General features: G+C 62.9%; 12 protein-coding genes. 9 read left to right on the top strand and 3 right to left on the bottom strand.

The window, feature by feature from the left end; translation table 11 throughout:
* Together CR103_RS09495 and trmL are read left to right on the top strand one after the other, a co-directional pair.
* Positions 1-637: ComF family protein (locus CR103_RS09495; RefSeq protein ID WP_143752560.1), on the top strand; the 637-nt coding region annotated here is incomplete at its 5' end.
* Positions 638-674: 37 nt separating this feature from the next.
* Complete coding sequence (gene trmL, locus CR103_RS09490) at positions 675-1145, top strand: tRNA (uridine(34)/cytosine(34)/5-carboxymethylaminomethyluridine(34)-2'-O)-methyltransferase TrmL (protein ID WP_099915742.1); 471 nt, start codon at positions 675-677, stop codon at positions 1143-1145.
* A gap of 210 nt (positions 1146-1355) precedes the next feature.
* Here the strand turns inward: trmL and CR103_RS09485 are convergent, their stop codons facing one another.
* Together CR103_RS09485 and CR103_RS09480 are read right to left on the bottom strand one after the other, a co-directional pair.
* Positions 1356-1832, bottom strand: a complete 477-nt coding sequence (locus CR103_RS09485; RefSeq protein WP_099915741.1) for an adenylyltransferase/cytidyltransferase family protein — start codon at positions 1830-1832, stop codon at positions 1356-1358.
* Positions 1833-1926: 94 nt separating this feature from the next.
* Positions 1927-3099, bottom strand: coding sequence for a PilT/PilU family type 4a pilus ATPase (locus tag CR103_RS09480; RefSeq protein WP_099915740.1), 1173 nt, complete (start codon positions 3097-3099; stop codon positions 1927-1929).
* A gap of 158 nt (positions 3100-3257) precedes the next feature.
* Here CR103_RS09480 and CR103_RS09475 point away from each other — a divergent pair, with 158 nt between their 5' ends.
* The 7 genes from CR103_RS09475 (at position 3258) to CR103_RS09445 (ending at position 12923) form a co-directional block, all read left to right on the top strand.
* Positions 3258-4214 (top strand): hydrogen peroxide-inducible genes activator, encoded by a 957-nt coding sequence (locus CR103_RS09475; protein ID WP_099915739.1) that lies wholly within the window; start codon positions 3258-3260, stop codon positions 4212-4214.
* Positions 4215-4317: 103 nt separating this feature from the next.
* Positions 4318-5172, top strand: coding sequence for a 4-hydroxybenzoate octaprenyltransferase (gene ubiA / locus CR103_RS09470; RefSeq protein WP_099915738.1), 855 nt, complete (start codon positions 4318-4320; stop codon positions 5170-5172).
* Positions 5173-5251: 79 nt separating this feature from the next.
* Positions 5252-5572: an ElaB/YgaM/YqjD family protein gene (locus CR103_RS09465; RefSeq protein ID WP_099915737.1), complete on the top strand. Its 321-nt coding sequence runs from the start codon at positions 5252-5254 to the stop codon at positions 5570-5572.
* 378 nt (positions 5573-5950) lie between these two features.
* A complete protein-coding gene (locus CR103_RS09460) occupies positions 5951-6535 on the top strand; it encodes a biliverdin-producing heme oxygenase (protein ID WP_099915736.1) in 585 nt (194 codons plus the stop codon).
* Positions 6536-6540: 5 nt separating this feature from the next.
* Positions 6541-8892: an ATP-binding protein gene (locus tag CR103_RS09455; protein WP_099915735.1), complete on the top strand. Its 2352-nt coding sequence runs from the start codon at positions 6541-6543 to the stop codon at positions 8890-8892.
* A complete protein-coding gene (locus tag CR103_RS09450; RefSeq protein ID WP_180279343.1) occupies positions 8889-11285 on the top strand; it encodes an ATP-binding protein in 2397 nt (798 codons plus the stop codon). Before CR103_RS09455 ends, CR103_RS09450 begins: the two co-directional genes overlap by 4 nt.
* Positions 11286-11312: 27 nt before the next feature.
* Positions 11313-12923: a hybrid sensor histidine kinase/response regulator gene (locus CR103_RS09445; RefSeq protein WP_099915733.1), complete on the top strand. Its 1611-nt coding sequence runs from the start codon at positions 11313-11315 to the stop codon at positions 12921-12923.
* Here the strand turns inward: CR103_RS09445 and proC are convergent.
* Positions 12920-13774, bottom strand: a complete 855-nt coding sequence (proC, locus tag CR103_RS09440; protein WP_099915732.1) for a pyrroline-5-carboxylate reductase — start codon at positions 13772-13774, stop codon at positions 12920-12922. The genes CR103_RS09445 and proC overlap by 4 nt on opposite strands.
* Between the last annotated feature and the right edge of the window lie 12 nt (positions 13775-13786).

Below are 13786 nucleotides of genomic sequence, written 5' to 3'. Positions count from 1 at the left end.
CGTCTGCGCGCCCTGCCACGCCCAGTTCGTCACGCCAACGCCGCGCTGCCCGCGCTGCGCCAACCCGGTCGGCGCGCTTGACGCGCGGCGCGAGTGCGCCGCCTGCCTGACGCTGCGCCCGGCCTTCGATGCCACGCTGGCCGGCGCGCACTACCAGGCGCCGCTCGACCAACTGGTGCTGCAACTGAAATTTGGCGGCGCCCTCGCGCTGGCGCCGTGGTTCGCCGCGGTGGTGCGCGACAGCGTGCTCGGTGAGCCGGGCTTCGTGCTGCCGGACGTGCTGTGCCCGGTGCCGCTCGGGCCGCGCCGGCTTGTCGAGCGCGGCTTCAACCAGGCGCTCGAGGTAGCGCGTCCGCTGGCGCGCCACCTCGGCATCCCGCTGCGCCCCAGGCTGGCGATCCGCGCCGGCGACACGCGCGCCCAGTCCGGCGTGGCGCCCGACCAGCGCGGCAGTAACATTGCCGGCGCGTTCAGCGTTGCCCCGGATGCGCTGGCGTTTGTGCGGGGCAAGCACGTCGGCCTCGTCGACGACGTCATGACGAGCGGCCATACACTGGGCGAACTGGCCGCCGTATTCAAGCGTTCGGGCGCCGCGCGCGTGAGTAATTTCGTGTTCGCGCGCACGCCGCCCCGTTAATTTTTGATTCACTGCCTACTCACTGAAGGAGAAGCACTTGTTCCACGTCGTACTGGTTGAACCCGAGATCCCGCCCAATACCGGCAACATCATCCGCCTGTGCGCCAACACCGGCGCCCAGCTGCACCTGATCGAGCCGCTCGGCTTTCCGCTCGACGACGCCAAGATGAAGCGCGCCGGGCTCGACTACCATGACTACGCCACCATGAAAGTGCACAAGAACTGGGACGCCTTTATCGCCGATGCGCAGCCCGACCCGGCCCGCATGTTCGCGCTGACCACCCATGGTTCAACGGCGTTCGCCGAAACGGCCTTCGAGCCGGGCGACGTGTTCGTGTTTGGCTCGGAAACGCGCGGCCTGGCGCCCGACCTGCGCGAATCGTTCCCGCCGCACCAGCGTATCCGGTTGCCGATGCGGCCCGACAACCGCAGTCTGAATTTGTCGAATACGGTGGCGGTAGTCGTGTTCGAGGCATGGCGGCAACATGGGTATGCCGGCGGCGCCTGACGCCTGGGGGTCTGATGCATAGGGCCTGATGCATAGGGTCTGACCCGTTGTTGGGGTCAGACCCCAGTGTCAAGCCCGTGACGCCGGGGTCTGACCCGTTGTTGGGGTCAGACCCCAGTGTCAAGCCCGTGACGCCGGGGTCTGACCCGTTGTTGGGGTCAGACCCCAGTGTCAAGCCCGTGACGCCGGGGTCTGCCCCCTCGGCATGGGTCAGTTGCCACGCACCTTGCTCAACAGCTTGGTAGTCGAACGGTCATGCTCGAAATCGATTGCCACCGCCTGGCCGCCGTACGCCAGCACCGCCTGTCCCTCCGGGATGGCGCGCATGTCGTAGTCGCCGCCCTTGGCATAGATGTCCGGGTGCGCCTGCTGCACCACTTCGAGCGCCGTGTCTTCGTCGAAGTCGATTACCAGGCTGACCGACTCGAGCGCGGCGAGCACCGCCATGCGGTCTTGACACGTGTTGAGCGGGCGGTCGGCGCCCTTGCCAAGCCGCTTGACGGACGCATCGGTATTGGCCGCCACCACCAGCGAAGCGCCCAGTGCGCGCGCCTGCGCCAGGTAGGTAACGTGGCCGCGGTGCAGGATATCGAACACGCCGTTGGTCAGCACCACCGGCTTGGGCAGCGCGGCGACGCGTTGTTGCAGTTGTTCTCGGGTGCAGATCTTGTTGTCGAATGCGGGCATCGGGCTATCATTTCAAAAAATCAGGAAGATCAGGAAAACTCGGCCGCGCGCCAGAAATTGAGCGCCGCTTCGAGTTGCTGCAGGCTCAGTTGGATCAATCCTCGGGTGCTTCCTCCACCAGCATCGACAGGTCGTCCGCGGTCGTTGAGCCGCTGTTGGCCGGCTCCTTGCGGTCGCCCCGCAGCTTGATCTGCAGGCGCAGGCCGTTGGCCGAATCTGCGTTGCGGATCGCCTCGTCGTAGCCAATAAACCCCTTGTTATACAGCTCGTACAACGCCTGGTCAAACGTGCACATGCCCAGTTCGCGCGACTTGTGCATGATTTCCTTGATCGCCTGAAAGTTGCCCTTCAAGATCATCTCGCTGATGGTCGCCGTGTTCAGCAGGATTTCGATCGCCGCCTTGCGGCCCTTGCCGTCTTCGGTGCGCACCAGGCGCTGCGAGACGATGGCGCGCAGGTTCGACGACAGGTCCATCAGCAGCTGGTTGCGCCGCTCTTCCGGGAAAAAATTGATGATGCGGTCCATCGTCTGGTTCGAGTTGTTGGCGTGCAGCGTGCCCAGGCACAGGTGGCCGGTTTCGGCAAACGCGATCGCGTGTTCCATCGTCTCGGTGTCGCGGATCTCGCCGATCAGGATCACGTCGGGCGCCTGGCGCAGCGTGTTTTTCAGCGCGTTGTGCCACGAGTGGGTGTCGACGCCGACTTCGCGGTGGGTGATCAAACACCCCTTGTTCTTGTGCACGTACTCGACCGGGTCTTCGACGGTGATGATGTGGCCGGCCGAATTGGCGTTGCGGTAGTCGATCATCGCCGCCAGCGTGGTCGACTTGCCCGAGCCGGTGCCGCCCACCACCAGCACCAGGCCGCGCTTGGTCATGATGACGTCTTTTAACACGTCGGGCAGGTCGAGCTTTTCGAAGTTCGGGATTTCGGAGGCGATGGTGCGCACCACCATCGCCACGCACTGCTGCTGCACGAACACGTTGACCCGGAACCGGCACACGTTGGGCAGGGAAATGGCGAAGTTGCACTCCATCTGGTCCTCGAACTCCGCCTTCTGCTTGTCGTTCATCAGCGACAGCGCCAGCGCGCGGGTGACCTCGCCGTTCAGCTTTTGCCCGCTCAGCGGCTTCATTGCCCCCTGGTACTTCATGCTTGGCGGAAAGTCTGCCGAAACGAACAGGTCGGAGCCGCCCTGGTGGTGCATCACGGTCAGCAGTTTGTGGATATAAGCCTGGGCTTCGGCGGGACCAAACGTCGTGGACATGCGCACCTCTCAAGAGTAAACCGGCAAAAAATCGCCTTCCCATCGATTATATCGATTGGCGTTCCGGTAAAATACCATTTCTTTGCTGACCAAAAAGCAACTCTCTGTCAATATGAGCTTGTCGGCACCCACGTTTATCCTCGCGGCACACACTACCCATGACCCTCACTGAACTGAAATATATCGTTGCCGTCGCGCGTGCGAAACATTTCGGCCATGCTGCCGAGGCTTGTTACGTTGCCCAGCCCACGCTGTCGGTCGCCATCAAAAAACTCGAGGACGAGCTCGGCGTGGTGCTGTTCGAACGCGGCGGCGCCGAAGTGTCGGTCACGCCGCTCGGGGTGCAGATCATCGCCCAGGCCGAACGCGTGCTCGAACAGACCGCCGCCATCAAGGAATTGGCCAAGCAAAACAAGGACCCGCTGGCCGGGCCGCTGCGCCTCGGCGTGATCTACACGGTGGGTCCGTACCTGTTGCCGCCGCTGGTGAAAAACCTGATCGACAACGTGCCGCAGATGCCGCTGATCTTGCAAGAGAATTTTACGGTGCGCCTGCTCGAATTGCTGCGCCAGGGCGAACTCGACGCGGCCATCATGGCGCTGCCGCTGCCCGAGCACGGCATGTCGATGCAGACGCTGTACGACGAGCCGTTCGTGGTGGCGATGCCGCGGACTCATCCATGGGCCGGCCGCAAGGAAATCTCGGCCGCGGATCTGAAATCGGAGACCATGTTATTGCTGGGCAACGGTCATTGCTTCCGCGACCAGGTGCTGGAAGTTTGTCCCGAGATGGCGCGCTTTTCGACGCCGGGCAACGGCATGCAGCGCACGTTCGAAGGTTCCTCGTTGGAGACCATCCGCCACATGGTTGCCAGCGGTATCGGCCTGACCGTGCTGCCGCGCGCCTCGGTGGCGGACATGAAGGACAAGAACGGCATGCTCGCCTTCCTGCCGTTCAGCCTGCCGGTGCCGTCGCGCCGCGTCGTCCTCGTCTGGCGCAAGAGTTTTACCCGGCGCGCCGCCATCGACGCCATCTGCGAGGCAGTGGCGCAATGCGATCTGCCGGGGGTGGAGACGACGGGGGTTGAAGCGGCGGCGGCGGCGGCGGCGGCTTGATTGTATGCCGCCTGGCGCGTTCGCGAGGGCGACGTCGTTCGCAGTCATGCGAATTTGCAAACCCGGTAAAATCGCGCGCATCGCCCATTCTCATCCGCACCCCATGACCAAGCTGGCCCTGTACTTCAAGCTGATCCGCGCCGACAAGCCGATCGGCATCCTGTTGCTGCTGTGGCCGACCTTGATCGCGCTGTGGCTGGCCTCCGGCGGCAAGCCCGACCTGAAACTGGTGCTCATCTTTACCGCCGGCACCGCGCTGATGCGGTCAAGCGGTTGCGCCATCAACGACTTCGCCGACCGCGACTTCGACAAGCATGTCAAGCGCACCGCCGAGCGCCCGCTCACCAGCGGGCGCATTCAAGCGTGGGAAGCGCTTGCCATTGCCGCGGTGCTGGCGCTTGTCGCGTTCTTGCTGATCCTGTCGCTCAACACGCTCACCAAGCAGTTGTCGGTAGGTGCCGTGATCATTGCCGGCACCTACCCCTACTTCAAGCGTTTCTTCGCCATTCCGCAGGCCTACCTCGGCATCGCTTTCGGCTTCGGCATCCCGATGGCGTTCGCCGCGATTTTGGACCAGGTCCCGGCCGTGGCCTGGTGGCTGCTGCTGGCCAACGTGTTCTGGGCGGTTGCCTACGACACCGAATACGCCATGGTCGACCGCGACGACGACCTCAAAATCGGCATCCGCACCTCGGCCATTACCTTCGGCCGCTTCGACGTCGCCGCCGTCATGCTGTGCTATGGCGCGGCGCTGGCGATCATTTTCGGCTGCGGCTGGCTGCTGGGCCTGCGCTGGTGGTTTGTCGGCGGCGTCGCCGTTGCCGCAGGGATCGCCCTGTACCATTACACCCTGATTCGCGGGCGTGACCGGATGCGCTGTTTTGCCGCCTTCCGGCAAAACAATTGGTTGGGTGCGGCCCTTTTTGCTGGTGTCGCGTTAGACTATGCATTAGGATAATGTTGTCCCTAATGCAGTGCACGAACCTTTTGTCCGCAGCGCTGCATTCCACAAAAATTTAAACCGACGAGGCTATCCAATGATGGAAAAAATCCCAACCCAGACCGGCGCACGCGACCAGTTGATGAACGATTTGAAATCGGTGATCGCGGATGCCGAAGTGTGGCTGCGCAGCGGCACCTCCTTGACCGGCGAAGACCTGAAGGCGGCCAAGGAGAAATTCGAACGCACCCTGGTCGGCGCCAAGGACGACCTGATGCGCTACCAGGAAGCGGTGGTCGAAAAGACCCGCGAAGCGGCCAAGGTCACGGACGAATACGTGCACGAAAATCCTTGGCGCTCGATCGCCATCGGCGCCAGCGTTGGCCTGCTGCTGGGCGTGGCGATCTCGCGCCGCTAAGCCGCATCGCGCACCTGGACCCTGGCTCGCGCCGGCGGCGGTGAAAACAAACAACCCTGGCGCCAGCCAGATGCTGGTGCCGGCGATCGCCCGTCGTAGCATGGGGGCGTCGCCGATGCCGCTTGAGCGTCGCTCAAGCGTGAATTCGTTTCATTTAAGTCTTTGTATTGTCGCAACAAGTCGTTATGATAGTTCGAACATCTGTGCTGCGTACGTCCTGCCGCCAGCCACACTGTTACCTCCACACGTCTTTGGAATAGCCCGGCCGGTTTCCGGCGTTGTTGACTCTTCCCGCTTTTCTCTCTCCAATTTAAATTTACCCTCCTGGAAGTTTCATCGAACGATGATTGCTGTTGCCAGAAAGTTTTGCCTAGCTAAATGACCGTCACCTTGCAACTCCCTTTGCTCTCCCGATTGCGCACCGAAACACGCGATCAGCATGACGCCATCGAGCAAACCCTGCGGTTGATGGACGATGACCTCACTGCAGAGGCGTACCGGCGTCGGCTTGCGCAATTTTATGGTTTCTACAAGCCGGTCGAAGCGCGCATTCTCGACGGCCGTGGTGCGCTCGCCGCTGCGCTTGCAGTACAAGAACGGCGCAAGACGCCGCTGTTGGAAGCCGATTTGAAAGCGCTTGGGCAAGCCACCGCGTGTTTGCCTCTTTGCACGAAGCTACCGCCACTCGTCAGCGCCGCCGAGTGCTTCGGTTGCCTGTACGTGCTTGAAGGCGCCACCTTGGGCGGCGTGATCATCAGCCGCCACGTTGGGCGGAAATTGGCCATTTCGCCGGCCTCGGGCGGAAAGTTTTTTGATGGCTATGGCGAACACACAGGTGCGATGTGGCAGCAATTTCGCACTGCCATCGCGACCTTTTCTTCCGGGTCTGATGAACAAGACAAAGTCGTTGCCAGCGCGCGCGCGACCTTTGAAGCGCTCCAGCATTGGTGCGAGGGAAAATAGAACCGATGGCTTCCACTGTTGCCGGCGCCGCCAGCCTTGGCGCATTTCCTCAACCTTACAGCACCAAGCGCGATGGGTCGACGATCGCCAACTGCGACAGCGAGCCGGTGCAGACACCGGGCTGCGTGCAGGCACATGGGGCGCTGCTGGTGCTTCGGCTATCCGATTTGCGTATTTTGCAGGCCAGCGAAAACGCCGCCGCCGTACTGGGCCAGGCGGCCGGGCAGCTCGTGGGTCAATTCGTGGACAGCGTCATCGGCGTTGAGGGACAACGTCAGTTGCGCGGTTTGCTGGATCAGGAAGGCACCGCTTGCAACCCGGTTCACCTGCTGACCTTGCCTGGGAACAGTACCGGCAGCGAGGGCAAAGCCGCCCTCGATGTGACGGTCCATACGGTCGACGGCGTCGCCGTCCTCGAATTCGAAGCCACCGGCCATACAGGCGGACCCAGGCCGGACTATTACGCTCTCGTCAAGACGACTTTGGCGAAACTGCAGGCCTCAGGTTCGCTGCAACAGTTTTGCGATGTGGTTGCCAACGATATCCGCGCGCTGACCGGCCTGGACCGGGTCATGGTCTACAAGTTTCACGACGATGGGCATGGCGAAGTCTTTGCGGAGAGCCGGCGCGCCGGACTGCCGTCCTGGCTCGGCCTGCACTATCCCGCCGAGGACATTCCAAAGCCGGCGCGCGCCATTTTTACGAGGACGTGGATACGCCCGGTTCCCGACGTCTCGGGCACCCTGGCCGAACTGGTTCCGCTGGCAAATCCGGATAGCGGTGAACCGCTCAACATGACGTATTGTCATTTGCGCGGCGTTTCCCTGATGTACACCGAGTACCTGCGCAACATGGGAGTGACGGCGGCGCTGACGATGGCGATCCGGCGCAACGGTACACTGTGGGGTCTGATCGCCTGTCACCATTACGACGGCCCCAGCCATATCCCCTATCACATCCGTGCCGCCTGCGAATTCCTGGCGCAGGTGGTGTCGCTCCAGCATCAGGCTGCCGAAGACAAGGAATTTCTCGCTTACCGGCTTAAAATTGAAGGCGTGCACCAGGTGCTGCTGGCCGCGGCCGCGCACGAAACCGGCCTGGCCAGCCTCGTCTACGGCACGCCATCGCTGTTGAACGGCGTCGATGCCGGTGGCGCTGCGCTCTACTATCTCGACCGTTGGTGGTGTGTCGGCAACACGCCCACCGACGATGAGCTGACGGGGCTGGGCGACTGGCTCACCGCTAGCGTGCTGCCGCTTGGGCCGCGGCCCTTGTACGCGACGGACCGGCTGACGCAGGCCTATCCGCCTGCCGCCCGCTTCGCCGGCGTGGCCAGCGGCTTGTTGGCCGTGCCGCTGTCATCCGACGGGCACGACCTGATGCTGTGGTTTCGCCCCGAAACGATCCGGACCGTGAACTGGGGCGGCAACCCGCACGACAAGCCAACCGTGCCGGGCGCAAACGGTCCGCGGCTGGGTCCCCGCCGCAGTTTCGAGCTGTTTGCCGAATCGGTGCGGCAGCAGTCGCTTCCATGGAAATTGATGGAAATCGACGCTGCCGCCAACTTGCGCTTCCTAGTCGCCGAAATGATGGCCGGACAGGCCGGACGGCGCGCCGTGCTGCACGCCGACTTGGCGCGCAGCAACGAGGACCTCGACGCCTTTGTGTACGTCGCCAGCCACGATTTGAAAGAGCCTTTGCGCGGCATTTACCGATACGCCCATCAACTGCTCGAAGACTGCGCTCCGATGGACCAAGAGAGCCGTCAAAAGCTCGACGGTTTGGTACGATTGACCCAGCGCATGGACAGCTTGCTCGATTCGATGCTGCATTTCTCGCGTGTCGGCGGCACCGATCTTTTGCTGGAAAACGTTGACCTCAACCAAGTTTTGGCCGAAGCGCTGGACTTTGTCGGCTCGCGCACACTCGATAACAACAACGCCGTGGTGGTGCCGCGGCCGCTGCCGACGGTGCCGTGCGACCCGGTCAGGTGCCGGCAGATTTTTGCCAATCTGCTGTCGAATGGCCTGAAGTACACTGACGGCGCCAACAAGCGCATCGAAGTCGGTTACATCGCCGCCGATGAAGTCCATCCGCGGCCCGGCTGCCAGCAAGCATCGCAGGGCCAGACGATCTACTACGTGGCCGATAACGGCATTGGCATCCAGGCCAGGCACTTCAAGCAGATTTTCAAGCTGTTCAAACGGCTGCACAGCCATGACAGCTACGGCGGCGGCACCGGCGCCGGCTTGACAATCGTTCGCAAACTGGTCGAACAGCACGGCGGACAGGTATGGGTCGATTCCGTAACAGCACAGGGCTCGACCTTTTATTTCACACTGCCAAGCAAGGCATGACCAATTCAATGACGACGACCGACGGCAAGGCGACAACGCCAACTTTTTCTCAGCAAGCGCATGGCACCGCGTACAGCACAAAACGGGACGGCTTGAACTTCAACAACTGCGACAGCGAACCGGTGCAAACCCCGGGATGCGTGCAGGCGCACGGGGCGCTGCTGGTACTGCGCCTGGCCGACCTGTGCATCGTGCAGGCAAGCGACAATGTCCAGGCCGTGCTCGGTCTTAGTGTCGAGGCAATGTTGAACGGTCCGGTCGGCGCCGTGATCGGTGTCGACGGCGAGCAACAATTACGGGACTTGCTCATCGGGCAATCGCTCGACCGCAATCCGGTATATCTTTTATCGTTGCCTGCCGGCCGTAACAAAATGGGCATGGCGGGCATGGTCGATGTGACGGTTCACGCCATCGACGGCGTGGCGATCCTCGAATGCGAATCGACCGGCCACACGGGTGCTGTCAGCGCCGACTATTACGCCATGGTCAAAAAGACCGTGGCGCGGCTGCAGACTGCCCACTCGCTACTGGCGTTTTGCACCTTGGCCGCCGAAGAGATCCGCGACATCACCGGCATGCACCGGGTGGTGGTGTACAAGTTCCATCAGGATGGTCACGGCGAGATTTTTGCCGAGAGCCGGCGCACCGACCTGGCGCCGTGGCTCGGCATGCACTTTCCGGCGGAAGATTTTCCGAAGCCGGCGCGCGACATGTTCAGCAAAATCTGGCTGCGCCCGATCCCCGACATCTCCGGCGCGCTGGCCGAAATGGTTCCCTTGGTTAATCCCGATACCAACCGGCCGCTCGACATGACGTACTGTTTCCTGCGCGGCGTGTCGATCATGTACACCGAATACCTGCAGAACATGGCGGTCAGCGGGTCCGCGACCCTGGCAATCCGCCGCAACGACCAGTTATGGGGCCTGATCGCCTGCCACCATTACGACGAGCCCAAGCATCTGCCCTACCAGGTGCGGGCGGCCTGCGAATTTCTGGCCCAGGTCGTATCGCTCCAGCATAATGCCGCCGAGGACAGGGAACACCTGGCTTACCGGCTCAAGCTGGAGTCGACCCACCAGCAACTATTGACGGTTGCCGCGCGCGAAGGCGGTGTCGCGGTGCTGGCCGCTGGCGTGCCTGCGGACGGCATGCCGTCCCTGCTGGACGGCATCGAAGCGGGCGGCGCCGCGCTCTTCCACGATGGTCAATGGTGCCGTGTGGGGCAAACACCCGACGTCACCGAGCTGACCGATCTGGGCGAATGGTTGAACGACGTCCAGCTTGCGCCCAATAAAGAGCCGCTGTATGCCACCGATTGCCTGGTGCGCGATTACCCTGCCGCGGCCAGGTTTGCCAACGTCGCCAGCGGTTTATTGGCTGTGCCGGTTTCGCGCGGCGGGCGCGACCTGATGCTGTGGTTCCGGCCGGAGACGATCCAGACCGTGAACTGGGCCGGCAACCCGCACGACAAGGCCATGGTGGCGGGCCCGAACGGACCGCGCCTGACCCCGCGCGTCAGTTTCGCCTTATTCGTCGAATCGGTGCGCGAACGTTCTTTGCCGTGGACGCTGGTGGAACGCGAGGCGGCGGCCAAATTACGGCAGCAATTGGTCGAACTGGTCGTCGACATTGCCGAGCAGCGCTCCACCCTGCATGCCGAGTTGGCCAACAGCCACGCGGAACTCGATGCGTTCAACTATGTTACCAGCCACGACTTGAAGGAACCCCTGCGCGGCATTCAACAATACGCTTCCCAGCTGACGGAAGACGCTGCGCTGCTCGATAACCAAGACCGTAACAAGCTCGATCGCATGGTGCAACTGACGGCGCGCATGGACAGCCTGCTTGAATCGCTCATGTACTTCGCCCGCATTGGCAAGGCCGGCCTGACGCTCGATACGGTACACCTGAGCGAGATCGTCGCCGAGGCCGTCGAGATGGTCCGCCGGCCCGAAGATCGGCATCTGGAACTCATCCTTCCGCGGCCGCTTCCCATCGTGCGCTGCAATCGAGGCTGGTGCAGGGAGATTTTCGCTCACCTTATTTCGAATGCGCTGCGCTATACGGCCGCCGATCCACAGCGCATCGAGGTCGGCACGATCGTCCCCGGCGAACTTCACGCCAGGCCTGGCTGTCCGCGCGCTTCGCTGCAGCATACGATCTATTACGTAGCCGACAACGGCATCGGCATCCACGCGGCATATTTCTCCCATATCTTCAAGCTGTTCAAACGACTCCATGGGCGCGACGAGTACGGTGGCGGCACCGGCACTGGTTTGACTGTGGTGCGCAAGCTGGTGGAGCGGCATGACGGAAAAATATGGCTCGATTCGCAGCTAGGCTGTGGAACGACGTTTTACTTCACTTTACCCAAAGGGGACGCACGTGAGTAGGACGATGACTGATACAGACGTCGATTCATGATCGCCCCCTTCGCAAGCCCGGCCCATGACTGGCATGTCGTCATCATCGACGATAGCCTTGACGACCGCGGCGAAATCCGGCGGCTGCTGCTTCGCGGCAGCATGGAACGGCGTTACCTGTTTGCCGAAGCGCAGACCGGGAAAACTGGCGTGCAGGCCGTGCTGGCCGGCCCGGCGATGCCAGATTGCGTGGTGCTCGATTTCAATTTGCCCGACATGGATGCGCTCGACGTGCTGGCATCGCTGGCCGGGCCTGACGGCCTGCCGGTGTGCCCGGTTGTGGTCCTCACCGGCGGAACCGGACCTGAGGTCGGACGCCTCGTGCTGCGCGCCGGCGCCCAGGACTACATTGCCAAAGACGGACTCACGCCGCTCGCCCTCACCCGCATCGTCGAAAACGCCATCGAGCGCCTGGCGATGGCGCGCGAACTGTTTGGCCGCAACGCCGCACTGATCCGTTCCGAAAAAGCACTGTCGGAAGCGGATCGCCGCAAAAACGAATTCATTGCGACACTGGCGCACGAATTGCGCAATCCGCTGGCGCCGATTGCCAGCGGATTGCAAGTGCTGCGGCTGACGACCGACGCCGTCGCGGCGCGGGCAATTCTCACGGTCATGGAGCGTCAACTGAGCCAGGTAACACGGCTGATCGATGACCTGCTCGATATTTCCCGCATTACCAGCGGCAAGGTGCTGCTGCGTCCGAAACGCGTGCTGGTGGATGTCTCCATGGAAGAGGCCGCCGAGGCCGCGCTGCCGCTGGTGCGCGCCGCCAACCATACCTTGACCGTGATCTTGCCGCAGCAGCCGCTATGGCTCGAAGCCGATCCGGCACGGCTGGTCCAGATGATCGGCAACCTGCTGAGCAATTCTGCGAAATACAGCGAAAACGGCAGCCTGATCACCCTGTCGGCAAGGGCGCAGGACGCTGAAGTCATCATTGAAGTGACCGACACCGGCCTGGGTATTCCCGAACCCATGCTCAGCCAAGTGTTCGACATGTTCACTCAGGTCAACCATACCCTCGAACGGGCCCAAGGCGGCCTGGGCATCGGCCTGGCGCTGGTCCGGCAGCTGGTCGAAATGCACGGCGGCAGTATCGTCGCCGCAAGCGCGGGCGCAGGTTTCGGCAGCACTTTTTCGATCCGGTTGCCGATGGCCCCGGCGCCGCCGAACACCTCCATTGGCCTGCCTGAAGGCCAGCCGATGCCGCTCGCTTGCCGTCGCATTCTCGTTGTCGACGACAACGTCGACGCCGCCACCATGCTGTCGATGATGCTCGGGCTGTCAGGCCATGAGACGCGCGCGGCCTTCAGTGGCGAGGAAGGGCTCGCGGTAGGCGTCAAATTCCGGCCCGAAATCGTTTTCATGGACATTGGCCTGCCCGGTATGAACGGCTATGAAGCAGCACGGCAGTTTCGTGCGACGCCGCTGTTGAAAGACGCCTTTTTGATTGCGCTGACCGGATGGGGCGGCGAGGACGATCGTCGCCAATCAAAGGAAGCCGGTTTTGACGCGCATTTGACCAAACCGGTCGAATTGGCCGTGATCGACGCCTTGCTTGTGCGATTCGAAGCGGCCAGCAACGCCTACGGACTGGTGACTTAAATCTCGTCGGCGGCGGCGCCCATCTGCTCGCCCAGTTCGCGCCCGCGCCTTGAGGCCGCCTTGATCGCCTCGACGATCGCCTGCTTCACCCCCGCCTGCTCCATGCTGGTCAACGCGGCGTAGGTGGTGCCGCCTTTTGAGGTGACGCGCTCGCGCAATACCGCCACCTCGTCGGGCGAGTGCGCCGCCAGTTGCGCCGCGCCTGTGAAGGTGGCCAGCGCCAGCTGCCTGCCCTGCTCGGCCGACAGTCCCAGTTCGCACGCCGCCTGCTGCATCGCCTCGATAAAATAGAACACGTAGGCCGGGCCGCTGCCGGACACCGCCGTCACCGGGTCGATCAGCGCCTCGTCGCTTAGCCACACGGTGGCGCCGACCGCCTTCATGATGTCATCGGCGACCGCCTTCTGCGCGGCCGACACGCCCTCCATCGCCACCATGCCGGTGATGCCCTGGCCGATCAGCGCCGGCATGTTCGGCATGCTGCGTACGATGGCGCCGTAGCCATTCATCCAGCGCGCCAGGTCGGCGCTGCGCACGCCGGCGGCAATCGAGAGCAGCAGCGGCAGCGGCTGGGCGCCGGCCTGCTGCGTCAATTGCGTCAGCTGCCGCAGCAGCGCCGCCGCCACGTCGCGCATCTGCTGCGGTTTGACCGCCAGCACGATGACGTCGCTGGCAAGCGCCGGCGCCCCGATTTGCTGCGCCGTGGTCACGCCGTAACTGGCGGCCAGCCGCGCCAGCTGATCAAAGTTCGGGTCGATGACGTGGATGTTGGCGCCCGCGGTGAGCTGGCCGGCCAGTCCCGCGATAAGCGCCGTCGCCATGTTGCCGCCGCCGATAAACGTGATCTTCATGCTTGCCTCTTT

It is taken from the genome of Massilia psychrophila, assembly GCF_002760665.1.
GTDB lineage: Bacteria > Pseudomonadota > Gammaproteobacteria > Burkholderiales > Burkholderiaceae_D > JAFCUW01.
Note: the sequence above shows the minus strand (reverse complement) of the source record. Positions and strands in the feature narration are given on the sequence as shown.